This is a genomic window from Dermabacter jinjuensis (assembly GCF_902381725.1).
In the GTDB taxonomy this organism is placed as follows: domain Bacteria; phylum Actinomycetota; class Actinomycetes; order Actinomycetales; family Dermabacteraceae; genus Dermabacter; species Dermabacter hominis.
Map to the genome: position 1 here is coordinate 2,116,415 of NZ_LR698963.1, position 20,372 is coordinate 2,136,786.

17 protein-coding genes are annotated in these 20,372 nt (G+C 63.9%); 5 read left to right on the forward strand and 12 right to left on the reverse strand.

Translation table 11 applies throughout. The features are described from left to right. Nucleotides 1-64: 64 nt before the first annotated feature. From FXY94_RS09395 to FXY94_RS09425, 7 genes are read right to left on the reverse strand one after another with little or no spacing between them, the layout of a single operon-like run. A complete protein-coding gene (locus FXY94_RS09395) occupies nucleotides 65-1,198 on the reverse strand; it encodes a cysteine desulfurase family protein (RefSeq protein WP_040386574.1) in 1,134 nt (377 codons plus the stop codon). Next, nucleotides 1,192-2,073, reverse strand: a complete 882-nt coding sequence (locus FXY94_RS09400) for a hypothetical protein (RefSeq protein ID WP_016664795.1) — start codon at nucleotides 2,071-2,073, stop codon at nucleotides 1,192-1,194. Before FXY94_RS09400 ends, FXY94_RS09395 begins: the two co-directional genes overlap by 7 nt. Nucleotides 2,074-2,075: 2 nt before the next feature. After that, a complete protein-coding gene (locus FXY94_RS09405) occupies nucleotides 2,076-3,086 on the reverse strand; it encodes a vWA domain-containing protein (RefSeq protein ID WP_016664796.1) in 1,011 nt (336 codons plus the stop codon). Continuing rightward, complete coding sequence (locus tag FXY94_RS09410) at nucleotides 3,083-4,099, reverse strand: vWA domain-containing protein (RefSeq protein WP_232049704.1); 1,017 nt, start codon at nucleotides 4,097-4,099, stop codon at nucleotides 3,083-3,085. Before FXY94_RS09410 ends, FXY94_RS09405 begins: the two co-directional genes overlap by 4 nt. Then, nucleotides 4,096-4,560 carry a hypothetical protein gene (locus FXY94_RS09415; RefSeq protein ID WP_016664798.1) on the reverse strand — a complete coding sequence of 155 codons (465 nt, stop codon included), beginning with the start codon at nucleotides 4,558-4,560 and terminating at the stop codon, nucleotides 4,096-4,098. The genes FXY94_RS09410 and FXY94_RS09415 overlap by 4 nt, the downstream gene beginning before the upstream one ends. Beyond that, nucleotides 4,547-5,440 carry a DUF58 domain-containing protein gene (locus tag FXY94_RS09420; protein WP_016664799.1) on the reverse strand — a complete coding sequence of 298 codons (894 nt, stop codon included), beginning with the start codon at nucleotides 5,438-5,440 and terminating at the stop codon, nucleotides 4,547-4,549. Before FXY94_RS09420 ends, FXY94_RS09415 begins: the two co-directional genes overlap by 14 nt. 8 nt (nucleotides 5,441-5,448) lie before the next feature. Further along, nucleotides 5,449-6,516 carry an AAA family ATPase gene (locus FXY94_RS09425; protein WP_016664800.1) on the reverse strand — a complete coding sequence of 356 codons (1,068 nt, stop codon included), beginning with the start codon at nucleotides 6,514-6,516 and terminating at the stop codon, nucleotides 5,449-5,451. 134 nt (nucleotides 6,517-6,650) lie between these two features. On the opposite strand from FXY94_RS09425, the gene glgX reads away from it, so the two are divergent. The 3 genes from glgX to glgB are packed head-to-tail and all read left to right on the forward strand — an operon-like array spanning nucleotide 6,651 to nucleotide 13,137. Next, entirely contained in the window at nucleotides 6,651-8,852 is a 2,202-nt protein-coding gene (gene glgX, locus FXY94_RS09430) for a glycogen debranching protein GlgX (RefSeq protein ID WP_084813960.1), read from the forward strand. Nucleotides 8,853-8,889: 37 nt separating this feature from the next. Next, nucleotides 8,890-10,908 (forward strand): alpha-1,4-glucan--maltose-1-phosphate maltosyltransferase, encoded by a 2,019-nt coding sequence (locus FXY94_RS09435; RefSeq protein ID WP_016664802.1) that lies wholly within the window; start codon nucleotides 8,890-8,892, stop codon nucleotides 10,906-10,908. A gap of 24 nt (nucleotides 10,909-10,932) precedes the next feature. Further along, on the forward strand, nucleotides 10,933-13,137 hold the full coding sequence (gene glgB, locus FXY94_RS09440; protein ID WP_016664803.1) for a 1,4-alpha-glucan branching protein GlgB: 2,205 nt from the start codon (nucleotides 10,933-10,935) through the stop codon (nucleotides 13,135-13,137). A gap of 79 nt (nucleotides 13,138-13,216) precedes the next feature. Here glgB and FXY94_RS09445 read toward each other — a convergent pair whose 3' ends face one another. From FXY94_RS09445 to FXY94_RS09455, 3 genes are read right to left on the reverse strand one after another with little or no spacing between them, the layout of a single operon-like run. After that, nucleotides 13,217-14,089, reverse strand: a complete 873-nt coding sequence (locus tag FXY94_RS09445) for a co-chaperone YbbN (RefSeq protein WP_016664804.1) — start codon at nucleotides 14,087-14,089, stop codon at nucleotides 13,217-13,219. A 34-nt stretch (nucleotides 14,090-14,123) separates the two neighbouring features. Further along, the gene (locus FXY94_RS09450) at nucleotides 14,124-15,158 is read right to left on the reverse strand and encodes a hypothetical protein (RefSeq protein WP_016664805.1); all 1,035 of its coding nucleotides are present in this window, start codon (nucleotides 15,156-15,158) and stop codon (nucleotides 14,124-14,126) included. Then, nucleotides 15,155-16,372 carry a hypothetical protein gene (locus tag FXY94_RS09455; RefSeq protein WP_016664806.1) on the reverse strand — a complete coding sequence of 406 codons (1,218 nt, stop codon included), beginning with the start codon at nucleotides 16,370-16,372 and terminating at the stop codon, nucleotides 15,155-15,157. Before FXY94_RS09455 ends, FXY94_RS09450 begins: the two co-directional genes overlap by 4 nt. A 165-nt stretch (nucleotides 16,373-16,537) precedes the next feature. Between FXY94_RS09455 and nucS the strand changes: the two genes are divergently transcribed. Both nucS and FXY94_RS09465 read left to right on the forward strand, forming a co-directional pair. Continuing rightward, nucleotides 16,538-17,221 (forward strand): endonuclease NucS, encoded by a 684-nt coding sequence (nucS, locus tag FXY94_RS09460; RefSeq protein ID WP_040386579.1) that lies wholly within the window; start codon nucleotides 16,538-16,540, stop codon nucleotides 17,219-17,221. Continuing rightward, nucleotides 17,222-18,430, forward strand: a complete 1,209-nt coding sequence (locus FXY94_RS09465; RefSeq protein ID WP_016664808.1) for an N-acetylglucosamine-6-phosphate deacetylase — start codon at nucleotides 17,222-17,224, stop codon at nucleotides 18,428-18,430. 127 nt (nucleotides 18,431-18,557) lie between these two features. Here the strand turns inward: FXY94_RS09465 and FXY94_RS09470 are convergent, their stop codons facing one another. Together FXY94_RS09470 and atpD are read right to left on the reverse strand one after the other, a co-directional pair. After that, nucleotides 18,558-18,881, reverse strand: coding sequence for a F0F1 ATP synthase subunit epsilon (locus FXY94_RS09470; RefSeq protein ID WP_070436287.1), 324 nt, complete (start codon nucleotides 18,879-18,881; stop codon nucleotides 18,558-18,560). Nucleotides 18,882-18,886: 5 nt separating this feature from the next. Beyond that, a complete protein-coding gene (atpD, locus tag FXY94_RS09475; protein WP_016664810.1) occupies nucleotides 18,887-20,371 on the reverse strand; it encodes a F0F1 ATP synthase subunit beta in 1,485 nt (494 codons plus the stop codon). Between the last annotated feature and the right edge of the window lies 1 nt (nucleotide 20,372).

Below are 20,372 nucleotides of genomic sequence, written 5' to 3' on the forward strand. Positions count from 1 at the left end.
CGCCTCCACTGTACAAAGCGAAAGCCCCGCACACACGATGTGCGCGGGGCATCTCACGAAAGAATCAGCGGTTCGACGCGACCGCTCGCGCCTGCTCGAGAACCCCCGGGAGGACGCGTACGAGCGCCTCGACATCCGCTCTCGTGCTCGTCCACCCGAGTGAGAACCGGATAGCGCCGCGCATCCGGGTCTCCGAGTACCCCATTGCGCTGAGCACGTGGGAGGCCTGCGTGACGCCAGCGTGGCAGGCCGATCCCGCCGAGCAGTCGATGCCTTCCTGGTCGAGGAGGAACAAGATCGCGTCCTGGTCGGCGCCCTCGAAGCACACGTGCACGACGTGCGCAGAACGCGGGGCGTTCTCGGCCGTGAAATGGGCGCGGGGATCGATCTGGCGGATGCTCTCACGCAAATACCCGGCAAGCGCCTCCCTTTCTTCGCCTTGTGACTGGCGCTCCTCGGCGCTCTCGCGAAGTGCCACCGCGAGCGCGGCAGCGTGGGGCGCATCGAGCGTGCCTGAACGAATACCGCGCTGCTGCCCGCCACCTGTGCCGAATGCCGACAGCTTGATCGACGGGTCGGCGACGAGGAGGCCCGCGCCCACGGGAGCGCCGATCTTGTGGCCCGTAATCGAGCACAGCGGCACCTTCGCAAAGTCCGGTGGCGCCATGTGTGCCATGGCCTGCACCGCGTCGGTGTGGACGACGGCGCCATAGCGAGAGGCGAGCTCGGAAAGCGCCTCGAGGTCCTGGATGACTCCAGTCTCGTTATTCACGAGGGCCGCGCTCACGAGAGCGGCAGAGTCTCGCCCCTCGGAAGGCGCCAGGAGCTGCTCGGTCGCGGCGAGATCGAGGCAGCCGTCGGAATCCACCGGCGCGAGATCCCCGCCAAGCGCACGCACCGTATCCACGACCGCGGGGTGATCCGTCGCAAGCCCAACGACGCGCCCTCCGATCCCGCGAAGGGCGAGATTGTCGGCCTCCGTGCCACCGGAGGTCATGATGATCCAGCTGCGCGGAACGCCAAGGACATCCGCGATCTCCGCGACGGCGTCGTCGAAAATCCCGCGCACGCGGCGCCCCGAGGCGTGCTGGCTCGAGGGGTTGCCGAGGGTGCGGGCGGCCTGCGCGTACGCGTCGAGCGCGCTTGGGCGGATTGCCGTTGTCGCAGCGTGATCCAAATACACGCGAGTTCCTACCATGGTTTCGTTACTCCCTTGTCGTCGCCCTTGCCGTCTTCGTCTCCCTCGCCGTTCGAGGGGTCATCGCCGCCGTTCTGCTTCTTGAGCTCCTCCTGTTTCTTTTGCTCCTCGGGATCGGGCGTAGGGGTGTGGCCCTCGTTCCCCTTCCCCTTCGGGTCATTCTTCTTGGGATCGTTTTCGGGGTTTTCCTCGTCGTTTTTCCCTTTGTCGCTGGGCCCCTCGCGCTCCTCGTTCCCAGCTTCGCGGTCGGCTTCCTTCCGCTCTTCCTCGATCTGCTTGCCCGTTTTCCCGGTCGATTCCTTATCTTCGTTGGAATCCGAGGAGCTTCCCCCGTTTTGGCACGGCTCGAGGATCTCTTCGGCCCTATACAGAAGGTCCGCGCGCTCATTCGGGTCTTCAATAGCCTTCGCTTCTCCAGCCATCGCGACCGCGAGGTTGTTGCGGATCTTGCACTCGGCATGCGGTGGTTTGTTGAGGTCCTTCCCCGTCGTCCACTCGCTCAACGCCTTTTCAAGCTCTCCGCGCGCCTCGGGGAACTTGTTTTCGCGCAGGAACGCGGTGCCTTTCGTGAGATGCGGAAGGTAGGGCTCGAAAAGGTTGAGTTTTTCGACGGGACCGAGACGGTCACGCGTATCTTCGTACTGCTCGTTCGAATACGCTCCCAGAGCCCACGCCTGGGTGAGCGGCATCGAGACGAAGCGCACGATACCCGCGAAAAGGAGGAGAACGGGGATCGCGATCAGCAATGTGCCGATCACCCGCAGGGTAAGAAAGCGCCCGCGATCAATTCCGTAGCCGCGCCCTTTTCGCGCCGAGCGGCGAAGGCCGAAGCGCTCTCGCACCGTAAGCCTCTGGTCGTGCGAGCCTTTCGACATGGCTATCTCCTTCCGGCGCGCGCGACGTCGGCGCGAGACAGGGGCTTGGGCAGGCGCAGAGTGAGAGTGACAAGCTCCCACACTGCCAGGAGCGTGAGGAGGATCGAGGCGATCCAGTACCAATCCTCAAAGCTAGGCGTGGGCTGTTCCTCGGTCGAGTCAATGAACTCGAGTTTGAGGTTCTTCCACGTTTTCTCGAGGGCTGCTCCATCCTCGCCACCGGTGCGGTGGAAGTAGGCAACGCCCATTTGCTGCGCGATGAACTGCAGGTTCTTTTCATCGATTTTTGAAAGTCCCCGACCGCCCGCAGGGTCCTTAATATATTCGCCATCATGCTCACCACCCACGGTTTTCATGGGGCCGCCCGCCGCGGTGCCATAGCCGAGCACGGCGCCGCTGTCGAGCCTTCCGCCGAGCGCCCCGAAGGGCTCTGATTTCTTCTGGTCGGTGTTTTCGCCATCGCTCAAGAAATACACGATGACGCGCGAATCAGGGTCTTCTTTTTTGGTTTGTTCTACGAGCTTCTGGAGAGCGCCTCGCGGGCGGTCGACGTTCGATCCGCGCGAGTAAGCGGTTGTTTCGGTACGTGCCGTGTCGATCCACGACTTGACCGCGCCTGCATCGGTCGTGAGCGGAAGCTGCGCAGAGGCACTCGAATCAAACGTGAGAATCGAAAAACGCGCGCCTTTCAAGCCCTCCATGATCCGAGCCATATCGGCTTTGGCCCCCTCGAGGCGCGGCTTCGAGCCGTCGTAGTCTTCGGCGTTCATCGAGCCCGTGAGGTCCACAACGAAGATCACGTTCGCGTTGAGGCGCTGAGTGCTCAGCGTTTCATCGCCCGTCACGGGCCGCAGAGCCACGACGGCGAGAACGAGCACCATGAGCAGGCGCCGCAGCCAGTCGAGACGTGCTCCCTTGCGCACTCCGAGGAGCACGGCGCACGTGACCGCGAGCGGAACGAAAATGAGGGCGATGGCCCACCACGGCATGAGGGGATGCAGTCCAATATTCATCGCTGCCTCCACCCTACGACGACCACTCCGATCAGCATTGCGAGGCAGAGCCCGAAGAACATGGCGGGATGGTCGGTGCGGATGACTCGCGCAATCGCGCCCATGTCCCGCGCCTGTGCCTTTTGAATCTGGGCGATAATCGCTGGAATCGCCCCCGGGTCAGACGAGGCCCAGAAGCCACCGCCCGATCGTTCTGTCTCGGTTTTGAGTTCATCCGCGCAGTGTCCCTGGCAGGCCGACGCCCCCGGATAGAAGGTCCACATCGTGATGTCGCGCTCGATCAGGGTGTCGACGGCTCCGGGGAGTTCGTAAATGCCGGTGCCGCCCGGTTCGTTATCCGTTGCGAGGACCACGAAGCGCGAGCGTTCCTCTTCCGCGTGGTCGAACAACTGACCGCACGAGGCGACACCGTTGCCGATAAGCGAGGGCGGGTAGGTCTCCGAGTAGGTGCCGCCCACAAAGTCCCAAAATTTCTGGATGTCCTCGTCGCTGTACTGGGCCGTGCCGAGCCTATGGGCGACGGGATTGTAGTTGAGAGCTTCGATCCCCCGCTTGAGCTCGCGTCGGATCAAACCGTAGTCATTCGTGAGCGGGAAGACCGTGCGCGAGTTCGAGTTAAAGATCGACAGCCCGACGCGTTCTCCCTTGAAGCCATCGACAAGCTCGAGGTAGCTTTCGAGAATTTCGCGGTCGAAGGGGAGCATCGAGCCGGAAATATCGAGGCACAGCACGATGTCGCGGTTCTTGAATGACGGGGTTTCAACGCGTTCGCTTGCGAGGCGCCCGGAAAGGAGGGCCCCGGACAGCACGAGTATGCCCGCGAGCGCGACGCTCACGAGGCGCAGAACGCGCGAGGTTTTTTGTGCGCGCCGCACGCTCGGTAGGTGGTCGAGGTAGCTCGTGTTCGCGACGAACAGCGCGCGATTACGCACGGCACGACGGTTGAGATAGGCGAAGGCCCACGCGATGAGGCCCGCGATCAGGAGGAGGCAGCTCACCCACCAGAAACTCATGACCATGCGCGCACCACCCCTCTAGCCGCGTGCAGACTTTCGGAAAGGCGCGTGCGACTGTCGCGGGCATAGCCTGCTTCGTGGGTGCGGGCGAGGAGATTTCCGACGGTCTGCGTGCGCGGGTCGGCCTGAATCCGTTCGACGGGTTCTTGGCGAATATCGAGCCCCTCGCTGCGAAGGACAAAGACACGCAGGATGGCTTCGAGATCGCGATGTCCCTCGCGCGCGCTCTTCTCGCCTGCGTCGACGGCTTCCCCGAGAGCGTTGATCGAGCGGAGGAATTCGGCTTTGAGGGCGTCGGTTGCGCCGGGGCGCTTCGCGTAGGCGCGTCGCTCGACGAGCCAGCGGGTGAGCTTCACAAGGGTCGTGATGAGCGCGATGATGACGTGCGCGCACAGCACCGCGAGGATGAGCCACGCAATCGAATACTGCGGCGGGTCGATGATCTCAAGGCCGTCCATTACGTGCCCCCTGTCTGCGAAACATCGCGATCATGTCGTCAACGATCTGAGAGTCGCCGTCGGTAAGGGTGTGGACGATCCCGAGGGAGTCGAGCATCGCCGTGATGTCAGCTTCGCGCTTCTCGCGGAACGCGTCTGCTTCCTTTTGCACGGCCGCGACCGTGCGCGTGTGGCGAAGGATTTCGCGCGGGTAGCCGGGGTCGATGAGTGCGGCATCGAGGTCCAGGCGCCCGAGCGGGTCGGCGTCGCGGATGCGCACGACCAGCACGTCGTGGCGCGTCATGAGACGTCGAAGAGCCCCTTCACATTCTGGTCCGGGGTTCGCCTCGTCGGTGATGAGGAGCATGAGACTTGAGCGACGCGTGAGCCTGAGGGCCCGCGTGAGTGCCCATTCAACATTCGCGGGGGCCCCGCCGAGGACGGTGTTCTTCTGGAGAGTTCTGAGGAGGAGTTCGAGGTGGCCGCGCGAGCTGCGCGCAGGAAGCTGGAGCTGATCGCCCGGGGTCCCCGCAACGAGTCCCACGAGATCGCCGTTGGAGTGGGCGAGGTAGCACAGCAGGCCCGCGGCGGTCACGAGGGCGTCGCGCTTGGAGGTTCCGTCGGCGGCGCTCGCTGCCATCGCACCCGACGTATCGCCGATGACGCACAGGTAGCGTACGCGCTCCTCGTTGAATTGGCGGATGAGCGGCTCGCCGCTTCTTGCGGTCGCCTTCCAGTCGATATCGGAGATTTTGTCGCCGGGCTGGTAGTACTTGAGGTCGTCGAAGTCTTCGCCGCTGCCTTTAAACAGGGAGCGCCCGCGGCCCGAGATGAGACCACGCACCTTTTTGGTGGTCGTGATCTCGATCTTGGCCTTGACCTTGGTTAGAAGCGACGCCAAAGCGGCTCCTACGGAAGTGGAACCGCGGAGAACACCGCGTCGATGATCGTCTCAGGCGTAATTCCGCTCGCGAGTGCGTCGAAGGTCATCACGAGTCGGTGGCGCAGCACCGAGTAGCGCAGGGCCCGTACGTCGTCGGGGGTAGCGTAGTCGCGTCCTTCGACGAGCGCGTGGGCCTGCGCGACGCGCATGAGTGCGAGCGAACCACGGGGCGATGCGCCCACGCGCACCGATTGGGTGAGGTTTTGAATCGGGCGCGGGCCCGAGCCTCGGGTCGAGAACACGAGGTCGATGATGTAGCGCTTGACCGCGGCATCCACGTACACGCGGTCGACCGCACGCTGAAGGAACTCGATGTCCTCAAGGCTCACGCTCGGCCTCGAGCTCTTTGGCGCAGCGAGCGTGCCCGAGGTCGAGCGATCGAGAATCTCATGCTCTTCCGCGGGCTTGGGATAAGTGAGAATTTCCTTCATGAGGAAGCGGTCCATCTGGGCTTCGGGCAGCACGTAGGTGCCCTCTTCCTCGATGGGGTTCTGGGTCGCGAGCACCATGAACGGGTGCGGGAGTGGATAGACCTCACCGCCGATTGACGTCTGACGCTCCTGCATCGCTTCGAGCATCGCCGACTGGGTCTTTGCGCTCGAGCGATTGATCTCGTCGAGAAGGACGATGTTCGCGTGCACCGGGCCGAGCTGGGTCGTGAACTCACCGGTGCCATAGTTGAAGATCTGCGTACCGATAATGTCGTTCGGCATGAGGTCGGGCGTGCACTGGATTCGGCGGAACGAGCCGCCGATCGCGCTCGCGAGCGCCTGCGCGGCAGTCGTCTTCGCGAGACCGGGCACAGACTCGAGCAACACGTGGCCACCGGCGGCGAGGCTTGTGAGAAGCGCGAGCCGCAGACGCTCCTGGCCGACGACCCGCGTGCCGAACACCTCGGCGATACTCGCGACAATATGCGCCGCCCGTTCCCGCTCAGCGGGGCCGAGCACGGGGCTTTCCGGTTGGAACGTCCGCGTACGGGAGGGCCCCTGCCCCACCGGACGAGGCGAAGGCGCCTGACCATTCATACTCATGCACGTACCTCTTTTGCCGCTTCCCGATCGGTCACACGTGCGCGAGCGCGCGCACTACGGCATGACAATACCGAACCGGACTCGACGCCACGTCAAAAACACGGCAAACGCCAGATCTCTGAAACAATGTGTGCGTGACTGTCCCCCCTCCACCAACGACGCCCGGTCTCACCGTGAACGAGGCAGGCGTCGGAACGTATTCGATCCCTGCCCCGCGCGCCGAACGGATTGAGCTGTGCATATTCGACGCAGGCCGCGAGCGCCGCATCCCGCTCCCCCACGTCGACGCGGGCGTGCACTGGGGAGCCGTCGATGGCCTCACCGAAGGGACCCACTACGGACTACGCGCCTACGGTCCTTGGGCGCCCGAACTCGGCCTCGTATTCAATCCCAACAAGGTACTCGTCGATCCGTACGGGCACGGCATCGATCATGCCTCGGCGCTCCTCGAATCGATGTTCGCCCACACCGTCGATTCGGCACTTCGACCCACGCAGCCCCTCGAGCGCGATCCGCATGATAACGCCGACTCAGCGATCCACTCCGTCGTCACGCGCGTCAATCCCGACCGCTTCGACCCCGCGCTGCGCCCCCGCACCCCACTTCGGGACACCATCATCTACGAAGCGCACGTCCGCGGCTTCTCGAAGCTCAACCCGGATGTTCCACCCGAGCTTCGCGGCACCTACGCGGGCCTCGCCCACGAGGCCTCCATCGCCTACCTGCGCGAGCTGGGCATCACGGCGATCGAGCTGCTGCCGATCCACGCGGCCCTCGACGAAGTCCACCTCACGCGCCTCGGGCTGAGCAACTACTGGGGCTACAACACCCTCAGTTTCTTCGCCCCCAATCCGCGCTACGCCACCCAGGCCGCACGTGACGAGGGCCCGAGCGCAGTCCTCGCCGAAGTCCAGGACATGATCAACGCGCTTCACGCCGCCGGCGTCGAGGTCATCCTCGATGTCGTCTACAACCACACGGCTGAAGGCGCTAAAGACGGTCCGTGCGTGTCCTTCCGCGGGCTTGACGCGCGCGAATATTACTGGCAGGACTCGGGCCACCTCGCCGACTTCACCGGCACGGGCAATACCCTCGACGCGCGAAGCCCCTACGTCGTGGACCTCGTCATGCGCTCGCTGAGGTTCTGGGCAAACACCGTGGGAGTCGACGGGTTCCGCTTCGATCTCGCCACCACCCTCGCACGTGGTGAGCACGGCTTCGATGCACAGCACCCTCTTCTGACCGCCATGCGCACCGACCCCGCGCTCGCGGGCATCAAGCTCGTCGCCGAGCCGTGGGACGTGGGCAGCTTCGGGTGGCAAACGGGCAACTTCCCGGCGGGCATGAGTGAATGGAACGACTCCTACCGCGACGACATTCGAGGCTTTTGGCTCTCGAGCACCCGCGAGCTGAGCGAGAACGGCGCGCCGCAGCACCCCTATATTCGCGATCTCGCCACTCGGTTTGCGGGCTCCGCAGATATTTTTCGACGCGCCGATCCGCACGATCTACCCGAGGGTCGGTCGATGCGCTCGCCGCTCGCGTCGATCAACTTCGTGACCGCCCACGATGGCTTCACGCTCACTGACCTCACGACCTACAACGACAAGCACAACCTCGCCAACGGCGAGGACGGCCGCGATGGCACCGAGAACAACCGCTCCTTCCACCACGGCACGGAGGGTCCCGATGCGGCGCTCGAGGCCGTGCGCGATCGAAGCGCCCGCAACCTCCTCGCAACGCTCCTCACGAGCGCTGGCGTTCCTATGATCACCGCGGGTGACGAACGCTTGCGGACCCAAGAGGGAAACAACAACGCGTATTGCCACGACGGTCCTCTCACGTGGCTTTCGTGGGACTCGAGCGAGCGCATTGAACGCCACCTCGCCTTCACAAAAGCAGCGATCGCCGCTCGGCGCGCCCTCAGTTCCCTTCGCCCCTCCACCTTCTTCGACGACGCTAGCCTCGAGGATCGCGAGCCGGGAGGCATCAGGTGGCTCAAGGGCGATGCCTCGGCCATGAGCCACGCCGATTGGTTCAACCCCGAACGACGCCACTTGAGCATCGCGATCCCCAACCACGACGGCCTCACCATCGTGGTGATGAGTAACGAACAGGGACCTCGAGAGGTGCGCTTGCCCGCGAGCGCTTGGGGTGCCGGTCCGCTCAGCATCGCACTGGACTCTTCGCTCGGAGGCGCACGTCTCGACCGGGCGAACGAGAGCCTCCACCTCGACGGACCAACGGTCGTCGTCGTGCAATCCGACGGTTGGCGATCGCCCGCCTCTCGAGACGAAAGTGCAGACAATCTCCCAGCGCACCCCGATAAACTTTGAGGCGCAGATCACGACCATGCCGAGATTGGGAGGCACCATGGCCACGAAGGCGAAAGCAGCGATGACCACCGGGATCGGGCGAATCCCGATCACCTCTGTCTCACCGAACGTCGACGGCGGTCGCTTCCCCGTCAAAGCGGTCGTGGGCGAGCGCGTGCGCGTTCATGCCACGAGCTTTCGCGAGGGCCACGACCAGATGGGCGTGCAGCTCCTCGTGACGAATCCCGAGGGCGACACGGTTCGCTCCCCGATGACGTGCACGAATCCTGGACTCGACCACTGGGAGGGCAGCTTCCGCCCCGATCGTGAAGGCGAATGGTCGTACAGGGTCGAGGCCTTCGACGCCCCCTACCTCACGTGGGCCCACAACGCCGAGGTCAAAATCGCCGCTGGCGTCGACGAAGAACTCATGTGCGCCGAAGGCGTGATCGTCCTCAAGGCTGCGCTCGCCGAGATCCCCAAGAAAAAACGACCCAAAACGCACAGGGCCCGTCTCGAAGCAGCGATCGACGCTCTCACCAATACGAGCCTGCAGCCGTCGGCCCGCATCGCCCCAGCCCTCGCCGCCGACATGCACGAGGCGATGACCGAATACCCCCTACGCCGCTGGCCCACGCGTTCCGCAAAAATTGCCGTGAGAGTCGAGCGCGAACGTGCACTGTATGGCTCCTGGTACGAGTTCTTCCCGCGGTCAGAAGGCGCGCACTTCGACCCTGAACAGGGCGGCTGGACATCCGGCACACTCGAAAGCTCACTCCCGCAACTTGATCGCATCAAGCGCATGGGCTTCGACGTCGCCTACCTCACTCCCATCCACCCCATCGGCACAACGCACCGCAAAGGGCGCAACAACACGCTCACCGCGCTCGAAGGCGATCCGGGATCGCCCTACGCGATCGGCTCACCCGACGGTGGCCACGACGCCATTCACCCCGACCTCGGCACGATCGAGGACTTCGACCGTTTCGTCGCGCACGCGAAAAGCCTCGGCCTCGAAGTAGCCCTCGATATCGCGCTTCAGTGCTCCCCCGATCACCCGTGGGTCAAGGAGCACCCCGAATGGTTCGTCGTTCGTGCTGACGGCACGATCGCGTACGCCGAGAACCCACCGAAGAAGTATCAGGACATCTATCCCTTGAGCTTCGATACCGACTATCGCGGCCTGTACGAGGCGATTCGCGACGTCCTCGAATACTGGATTTCGCACGGCGTCACGCTCTTTCGCGTCGACAACCCGCACACGAAGCCCGTGCGCTTTTGGGAGGAGCTGCTCGCCGAGTTCCGCGAAACCCACCCCGAGGTGCTCTTCCTCGCCGAAGCCTTCACGAAGCCGGCGATGATGCACACGCTCGCCAAGGTCGGCTACCACCAGTCCTACACGTACTTCGCGTGGCGCCACAGTCCCGAAGAACTTCGCGAATACATGGAGGAACTCAAGGCCGCGGCCCACTACATGCGGCCGAGTTTCTGGCCCACGACCCACGACATTTTGACGCCTTTTATGTCCGACGGTGGCTGGAATGCATTCCGCCTCCGCGCGATCCTCGCGGCCACCCTCTCCCCCACGTGGGGAATCTACTCGGGCTTCGAGCTTGTCGAACACCAGCCGCGACCGGGGGCACAGGAGAACATCGATAACGAAAAGTACGAATACAAGCCACGTGACTACGAGGGTGCACTTCGCTCCGGTCGCTCGCTCGAGCCGCTCCTCACGCGGCTCAACGAGATCCGCAAGGCCCATCCCGCACTCCAGACCCTCACGACGACCCGCTTCCACGGCTCAGACGACGACCGTGTACTCGTGTTCTCCAAGCACGTCGAAGGGCGCGACACCGAAAGCGGTCTCGACGACACGATCATCGTCGTCTCGATGACCGAGACACACGGGGGCACGTCAACGTGGGTCCACATCGACACCGAGGCGCTCAACATCCACTCCGACTTCATGGTCGAGGACCTGCTCACGGGTGAGCAGTTCCTGTGGGACCGCGACAGCTACGTCGAGTTGAACGCCGATTTCCGGCCTGCCCATATCCTCCGTGTTATTCGCTACTGAGCGCCGTCACCAAAGGAGATAGACATGAGCGCACCACTTCCCCTTCTGCCCGCGAGCGAACACGAACTCGGTTCAGTCGCGACCGGTTCGTACTATTCGCCGCATTCGATCCTCGGCCTGCACGAATACGAGGGCGGGTACACGATTCGCACGCTCAAACCGTTCGCCGACCAGGTTGTGGCCCTTGTACGCCTCGAAAACGGCGAACGCCTCGAGATCGAACTGCACCACGAGTACGACGGCATCTTTAGCGCCGCCTTCGAGGCTCCCGATTCCCCGATTGTGCTGCACCGCTTGCGCGTGACGTGGCCCGGTGGCGGCACCGAAATCGTGGACGAGCCCTACCGCTTCCTCCCGACGATCAGCGACTTCGACCTGCATCTCATCCGCGAAGGGAGGCACGAGGAGCTTTGGCGTGCGCTCGGCGCGCACGTACGCACCCTCGACGGCATTCAGGGCACAAGCTTCACCGTGTGGGCACCGAACGCCGCCGCCGTGCAGGTGATCGGCGACTTCAACGGGTGGAATGGCCGACGCACGGCAATGCGATCACTCGGCGATTCAGGCGTGTGGGAGATCTTCCTTCCCGGAGTGCGCGCGGGCGCGGTCTACAAGTTCCGCATCCTCGGAGCCGACAGGGTATGGCGAGAAAAGGCTGACCCGATGGCCCGCCTAGCCGAGGTGCCGCCCGCGACCGGAAGCGTCGTCGTCGAATCAGATTTCGAATGGAGCGACGATGCGTTCCTCGCCGAGCGCGCCGCGAAGAATCCACTCGAATCGCAAATGTCGATCTACGAGGTTCACCTCGCCTCGTGGCGCCCCTTCGCCTCCTACCGAGATATCGCCGAACCCCTCGTTAAGTACGTCAAGGGCATGGGCTACACGCACGTCGAGTTCCTTCCGCTCGCTGAACACCCCTTCGGCGGCTCGTGGGGTTACCAGGTCACGGGCTACTACGCGCCCACCTCACGCCTCGGTCACCCCGACGACCTCCGCTACCTCATCAACGCTCTGCACGAGGCAGGAATCGGGGTCATCATGGACTGGGTTCCCGCTCACTTCCCGAAGGACGAGTGGGCGCTCGGACGCTTCGATGGCACCGCGCTCTACGAACACGCCGATCCACGCAAGGGTGAGCACCCCGATTGGGGCACCTACATTTTCGACCTCGGCCGCACCGAAGTGCGCAACTTCCTCGTCGCCAACGCGTGCTACTGGCTCGAAGAATTCCACGTTGACGGTTTGCGCGTCGATGCCGTCGCATCGATGCTCTACCTCGACTATTCGCGAAACGAGGGCGAGTGGATCCCGAACCAATACGGTGGGCGCGAGAATCTCGAAGCGATTGACTTCCTCAAGGAGGTCAACGCCACCGCTTATAAGCGAGCCCCGGGCATCACGATGATCGCGGAGGAGTCGACCTCATTCCCAGGGGTCACGAAGCCCACCGACCAGGGAGGCCTCGGCTTCGGGTTCAAGTGGAACATGGGCTTTATGCACGACACGCTCGAATACCTTGGCCAGGACCCGATCTATCGGCAATACCGCCACCACGAGCTGACGTTCGCGATGGTCTACCAGTACTCGGAGAACTTCATCCTGCCGATCTCTCACGACGAGGTCGTTCACGGGAAGTCACCGCTGCTGCGCAAGGCCCCCGGCGATGACTGGCAGCAGGCGGCGAACCTCCGCGCCTACCTGAGTCTCATGTGGGCCCATCCGGGCAAGCAGCTACTGTTCATGGGCTGCGACTTCGCGCAGGGAACGGAGTGGAACGAGAACCAGGCACTTCCCTTCTGGCTCCTTGACTTCCCGCTCCATCAGGGCGTCAACGATTTCGTGCGTGACCTCAACCGCGTACAACGCACCTACCCGGCACTGTACGAGCTGGATCAGGAGGGTGCGGGTTTCCGATGGCTCGATGCTGATGCCGCGGGCCACTACCTCGTGGCGTTCGCACGCTTCGACCGCAAGGGCGATCCGGTCGTGGCAATCATCAACTTTTCACCCGAACCGTGGCGTGGCTTCCGGATCGGCCTTCCCGAGGGCGGCGCGTGGGCCGAGGTGCTCAACTCCGACGCTTTCGCTTATGGCGGCAGCGGCGTGGGGAACCTCGGCCGGGTCCAGGCGGAGCCTGTCCCGTACGGCGGCCTCGACTACTCGGTTCGCCTGAGCGTTCCGCCGCTCGGTGCGGTGTTCTTTGTTCCGGAGCGCGCGGCAAAACAGTAGCGTCGACGGATACGGAAAAGGCCTGCGCTCCCCGAGGGGCGCAGGCCTCTTCTCCAGGCGTTGCCGGTCTCTTGGTGCCTTAGAACATGAGGCGGCTGAGCTTCTTGCGGGCCTGAAGCACGCGCTCGTCTTCGACGCCTACGACGTCGAAAAGCTCGAGCAGACGCTCACGGATGCGATCGCGCTCCGAGGGAGCGTCGCGGAACGACGTCAGAAGGCGCGCGAAGGCATCATCGACGTGTCCCCCGAGCAGGTCGAGATCAGCGGCAAGGAGTTGAGCGTCGATGTCCTTCGGGTTCGAGGCCGCGGCCTCGCGCCCGGCCTGAAGATCGACGCTTTGCGTGCGGCGCATAAGGGCAATCACGGCGAGGCCCTTCTTCGCCTCCGAATCACCGGGGTGCTCATCGAGGTACGCGGTGAAGGCCGTCTCGGCGCCGTCCATGTCGCCGCTCTCCATCGCGGTGTAGGCCTTTTCAAGGGCTTCGGGCAGCGCGGCTTGCTCGGTCGTCTCGCGCGGGGCCTCTGTGTGCATGCCTTCCTTCGCGGCGAGCCCCGCGAGTTCCTCCATGACGGGGGCAAGCTGCTCTTTCGTGACCACGCCTTCGAACAGCGGCTGGACCTGTCCCTTCATGAGAAGCACGGCCGTGGGGAGCGACTGGATCCGAAGCGCCGCCGCGACGCGCGGCTGCTGATCCGCATCGAGGATCGCGAGACGGATCGTGCCAGCATGCTTAGCCAGAACCGAACGTAGATCGTCCGTGAAGGCTGCTCCCCCGTTGACGCGTGCGCTCGTCACAAAGAGGATCGTGAGGTGCTGATCGGAGTCTTTGATGAGGCTCTCGAGGTTCGCCTCATTGACAGCGACTTCGCCCTCGAGCGGATCGGAGGTGCCACCGGTCTGGTTTTCCTTTTTAAGCGTGTTGAAGTCCATCACGCCGTACGAGCTCGTCATCGTTTTCTCCTTTGTCGAGTCTTTCGTGGGGCGCTCAGCTGCCGGAAACCGACAGGAGCACCTTGTAGGCCCCGATTGGCTGGATCTTGGCGCCGGAGTCCGCCGCGGGAATGTGCATGAGTACGGTCGTGCCGTAGGTACGCACGAGCTCCTTCTCGAACTTCTTCGTACCCGCGAGCTTCGTGTAGAGGTTCTCCTCCGTGTAGGAGATCGATCCGGAATTCACGCTCACGCGCCGAGTCGAGGTGATGGTCCCCATGACAACGGCTCCGCCTTCGGCAGTGGCGAGGCCGAGGAACTCGCCGTCTTTGACCGCATATTCTTCGCGGACTGAGGCGACTTCATCCCAGTCCACGCCTTCGTTCATTTGCGCGCGCTCCCCTTGGATCTCGGCGTGGGCGCTCTGCTGGAACGGGTCCTCGTTAATGAGATCGTCCGGGTCGGCTTTATCGTGGCCGTCCGTGAGCACAGCCGCATACTTCGCGAGGGCTTCCTTGGGGGTCAGCACCAGTCCCTGCTGCTCGAGGTCGACCTGTGTGGTGCCGGCCTCGGCACTCGGCACGGTCGGCATCTCGATACCGGCAGCCTGGCGGGCCCAGCCCCACGAGGTGTAGTCGGAGCGAGCGTCTTTCTGCTGAAGTCCCACGAAGAAGCGTGCCTCGCCCGCGTTTGCGGCATCGTCCACGAGCGCGAGGGCATAGCGGGGAAAGCCTTCCGAAGTCGAGGCGATCGGCACGACGAGCTTGTCGCTAGGCCTTTGGAGGGCGCTTTCATGTTCGGGAACTTTGCTGATGATCGCGTAGGTTGCGCGGCGAAATTCCGCGGCACTTCCCGAAATACGCGGGGCGAGAAGATCCGCGTTTTTGCCGGCATCGGCTTTTTCGAGCGCCTTCGCGTATTGGGTGAGAATCTCCCCGAGTTTCGTCCCCGTGAGTTCCGGGGTCGGGCTCGCAAGTTTCGGCCCGGGATCGACCTTCGGCGGTTTCTTTTCGCTTCCGCACGCGGTGAGCGCACCTGCGGCAGTGAGCGCAGTCAGCCCGAGGAGGCTGCGCCGTGAAAGTCCTGTCATCGTTCCTCCTCGATTCGCGTCGCGATGGGGTCGGTCATTGTTGTCGTGGCGTCAGAACCGTCGGCGGCACGCCTGCGCCCATGCCGAGTGCTCACGCCGCTGCCACCCCTCTCGTGGTTCTCAAGTTCGAGCGCTTTGAGTCGGTCGGTCACATCGTCGGGAGTACCGCGGCGGCGCCCCTTACGCGCGACGGTGACGGGGGTGTCCACGTCGTCGTGAGCCGGGCGAGCGTTTGCGGTCTCCTGCGGCACTCCCAGTGCGGGCTCGGCTTGCTCGGCTGGCTCGGCGTCGCCAACGGGCTCTGTCGCGGTAGCCGGTTCCGTTTCGGAAACGCTCGCGGTTCCGACGGCAGCCTGCGCACGACGGGAGCCCTTACCTTCGGGGGCTTCTGTCGCCTCGTCGCTCTCGCCGCTGCCGGATTCACGGCTCGTGTTGTCGCTCTGTGCGTCGGTTCGCGCCGTCGCAGCGTCGTCGTTGACTGTCGCGTCGACCTCGGCGGAGCCAGCGTCGGACTCCCCTGCCTCCTCCTGCTGGCGGGCCTGGCGCTCACTCATCATTTCTTCAAGCACGTCGTCGTGCGTGGGTCGCGAGCGCGACGTGAGCGCGATCAGGAGCAGCACGAGGCCGATGATGAGCAGCACTGCGCCGGCAGCGTACGCATAGGGCGTCCACGCGTTCGTGGCGTTGCTCGGCCACGTGATCTCGACCTGCGTGATGGTCGAGGCATCGCCATCGTTAGCGAGGAGGATTGCGCGATACGGCTGCGGCTTCTTCGGGTCGAGCTCCGCCTTCGACCAGTCTTCGATCGTGAAGGACTCGCCCGTCTTCTTGGGCTTGATGTCGGTCCACAGATCCGAGTTCTGGATACCGGCGGTGCCCTCCTTCTTATCGGCATTTTCGGTGCCCGTCGCAAGAGTTGCCCAGTTCGATGCGCCCGTAATTGCCGTGTACTTCGAGTTTTCGAGGTAGCTCTTTACGGTGCCCTCGGGGGCGGAAATCATGTAGTAGTCACCGCTCGACGTAATCGTCACGGTGCCTTTCTTTCCACCCACATACAGCACACCAGGATTGATCACCACGGCTGCACCGGGATTCTCAAAGCTCGCGCGCGCGGTGTGGTTTTCCTTCGGCGCCCACACGGTCTGGCCGGCCCATCCAAGTGCAAGCCCCGCGAGACCCAGGAGGATGAGGACGCCCGCTAGCCACTTTCGCACGAGGACACGACCTTTCGCTCATTCGACGTCTACGACGCTGTCAAAAACAGTACTCACCCATTTTGGCGGAGTTTCCCGGCGGTGGGCTGAAGGCCACGAGATGCAGTGGGCAGGTCAACATTTCATGTAAAGAGCGCTCAAAGACCCATCGCGTAGTCTTTACCAGTGCGATTAGTTCTAGCGGAATGTTCTGTCAATTACGTCGGGCGGCTGACGGCGCACCTCGCGCGGGCCCCCCGGCTCCTCATGGTGAAAGCCGATGGAAGCGTGCTCGTGCACTCCGACGGCGGCAGCTACAAGCCCCTCAACTGGATGGCCCCTCCGTGCTCGCTCACAATCGAGGCCGCAGAGGCGGAGGATGCACTCGAAACGTGGAAGGTCACGCATAAGAAGACCGGCGACAGTCTCGAAATCACGGTATTCGAGATCATTGAGGAAATGAGCCACGACCTGGGCATCGACCCCGGGCTCGAAAAGGCCGGGGTCGAGGCGCATCTTCAAGCGCTTCTTGCCGAAAACATGGCGAGCATCGGCGAAGGTTGGAAGCTCGTGCGCCGCGAGTACCCCACCGCGATTGGGCCCGTCGACATCCTCGCGAAGAACCCCGAAGGCGGCACAGTCGCGATCGAAATCAAGCGCCGCGGTGAGATCGACGGCGTTGAGCAGCTCACCCGCTACGTCGAACTCCTCAATCGCGATCCGCTCCTCGCCCCCGTGACCGGCATGTTTGCAGCACAGGAAATCAAGCCGCAAGCACGCACCCTCGCGAAGGACCGCGGCTTCGAATGCCTCACCCTTGATTACGACGAACTGCGTGGAATCGACAACTCCGAAATGAGGCTCTTCTAAATGACGCAACGCATCGACGGCACCGCTTTTATCTCCGGCTCTTTCCTTTCCGAAGCCTCGATCCTTATCGACGGCGACACAATCACGTACGCGGGGCCCGAGAGCGCACTCCCCTCGGACCTCAAGGCCTATGAGCACGTGCGCCACGATGGCCTCATTTTCCCGGGGCTCGTGGACATCCACTGCCACGGCGGTGGCGGATTCTCCTTCCCCGATACCGAGGACCCGGCGCAAGCGGCGCCGGCGATCGCGGAGCACCGCGCCCACGGCACGACGAGCATCGTTGCCTCACTCGTGACGGCCGCGCAGGACACGCTCATGTCGAGGGTGCACGCGCTACGGTCTCTCGTCGAGGCCGGCGAACTGGCGGGAATCCACCTCGAGGGCCCTTTCATCTCCCACGCCCGCAAGGGCGCTCACGACCCCCAGTTCATCGCTGAGGGGGACGCCGCGCGCACTCTCGCGCTCCTTGAAGCGGGAGGCGGCACGATCGCGACGATGACGATCGCCCCCGAAGCGGACCTCGATGGCAACGTGTCCCGGGCCCTGATCGCGCGAGGAGCCCTCCCGAGCTACGGCCACACGGACTGCACGGGTGAACAGATGGTCACCGCAATCCAGAAGGCACACGAGGAGCTCGCAAGCGTCGGCCCCGTCGCCCGTTCCACGAAGCCAACCGCCACCCACCTGTTCAACGCGATGCGCCCCATCCATCACCGGGATGCCGGTCCTGCATTCGCCGCGATCGACCAGGCCGCCGCCGGCACGGTCGTCGCCGAGCTCATCGCCGACGGCGTCCACACCTCCGCCGACACCGTGCGGTACACGTTCGATCTCATCACCGACGGGCACATCATGCTCATCACCGACGCGATGGCCGCGACGGGGATGGCCGACGGTGACTACGTTCTCGGCTCGCTTCCCGTCACGGTCAAAGACGGCGTCGCGACCCTCACCGAAGGCGGCGCGATCGCGGGAGGCACCGCCCACCTGCTCGATGTCGTACGCTTCGCCCATTTCGAGGCAGGCGTGTCGCTCGAGCGCGCAGTTCTCGCCGCAACCGCGACCCCCGCGCATGTTCTCGGCCGCCACGACATCGGCGAGATTTGTGAAGGTGCCCGCGCTGACCTCGCGCTCGTGAGCGCCGAGGGGCTCGAGCCTGAACGGGTCATGCATGCGGGTGAGTGGTGGAGTTCCGACGCCTCCTAAGCGGCCCCGTTCCTTTCGTTCTCGCACCGCGGCATTCGACCGCGTGGAAACACGGCACAGGAAAGCGGCCCCGCCGCGCACACGGTGCGCTGGCGGGGCCGCTTTTCACGGAGAGGAGGAAAGACCCTTAGTCGGTCTCGGCCTCTCCTTCGAGCTCTGATGACGGAGTAGAGCGTGCAAGAGCCGCCTCGCGGGCCGCCTCCTCGGTGAGAACCTCGTCGGCAACGACGTTCACGACTTCCGCATCAACGGAGCAGAAACCGCCCGTGACCTGGAACTCGTGCTTCGCTCCGCCGACTTCGGTAATCACCACGGGGCCCTCGCTCAGGAGCGCAAGGTGGGGTTCCATGCCGGCCATGATGCCCATCGCGCCGTCGATGGCGAACACCGAAACGTACTCGGCTTCGCCTTCCCAGATGCTGCCCTCGGCCGACACGAAGTTGACCTTCATGGCGCTCACTTCGAGGTTTCCTTCTGGATGCGGTCCCAGTTACGAAGCACATCGTCGATACCACCGACGTTGAAGAACGCCTGCTCGGCGATGTGGTCGAACTCGCCGTCGCAGATGCCCTTGAACCCTTCGATGGTGTCGCGCAGCGGGACGTCCGAGCCGTCGACGCCGGTGAACTGCTTCGCCATGTGGGTGTTCTGCGAAAGGAACTGCTGGATGCGGCGTGCGCGCGCCACGATGACCTTGTCCTCTTCGGAAAGCTCATCGACACCGAGCATCGCGATGATGTCTTGAAGCTCCTTGTTGCGCTGGAGAATCTGCTTGACGCGAACCGCAACATCGTAGTGATCCTGCCCGATGTAGCGCGGGTCGAGGATGCGCGAGGTCGAGGCGAGCGGATCAATCGCGGGGTACAGACCACGCGAGGCGATCTCACGGCTCAGCTCGGTCGTTGCGTCAAGGTGCGCGAAGGTCGTGGCCGGAGCCGGGTCGGTGTAGTCGTCAGCGGGAACGTAAATCGCCTGCATCGACGTAATCGAGTGGCCGCGGGTCGAGGTAATGCGCTCCTGGAGCACACCCATCTCGTCCGCGAGGTTCGGCTGGTAACCCACTGCCGACGGCATACGGCCGAGCAGCGTCGACACCTCAGAGCCCGCCTGCGTGAAGCGGAAGATGTTGTCGATGAACAGGAGCACGTCCTGGTTCTGGACGTCACGGAAGTACTCCGCCATCGTCAGCGCCGAAAGCGCCACGCGAAGACGCGTGCCCGGCGGCTCGTCCATCTGGCCGAACACAAGAGCGGTCTTCTCGATCACGCCCGATTCGGTCATTTCTTCGATGAGGTCCCAACCTTCACGGGTACGTTCACCAACACCCGCGAACACCGAGACACCGTCGTGGTTGTTCGCCACGCGGTAAATCATTTCCTGGATGAGAACGGTCTTGCCCACGCCGGCGCCGCCGAACAGACCAATCTTGCCGCCCTGCACGTAGGGCGTCAGCAGGTCGATCGACTTGATGCCGGTCTCGAACATCTGGGTCTTCGACTCGAGCTGATCGAAGTTCGGGGCCTTGCGGTGAATGGGCCAGCGTTCGTTGATCTCGAACTTCTCGCCCTCTTCTCCGTTGAGCACGTTGCCGACAACGTCGAACACGCGCCCGAGGGTGAAGTCGCCAACGGGGACGGAGATTGGCGCGCCCGTGTCGCGCACGGCCTGGCCGCGCACGAGGCCGTCGGTCGGCTTGAGGGCGATTCCTCGCACCATGCCGTCGCCGAGGTGCTGGGCAACCTCAAGCGTGAGGGTCTGGGTGGCTGAGCCACCGTCCTCGTCGCCAGTGGGCAGCTCGATCTCGGTGACGAGCGCGTTGTACATGTCGGGGATCTGGCCCGCGGGGAATTCGACGTCGACAACGGCGCCGGTCACGCGAGCGACACGACCGATGGCGGCGCTAGCCTCGGTCTGAGCCGGGGCGTTTTCGGTGATGGTCATT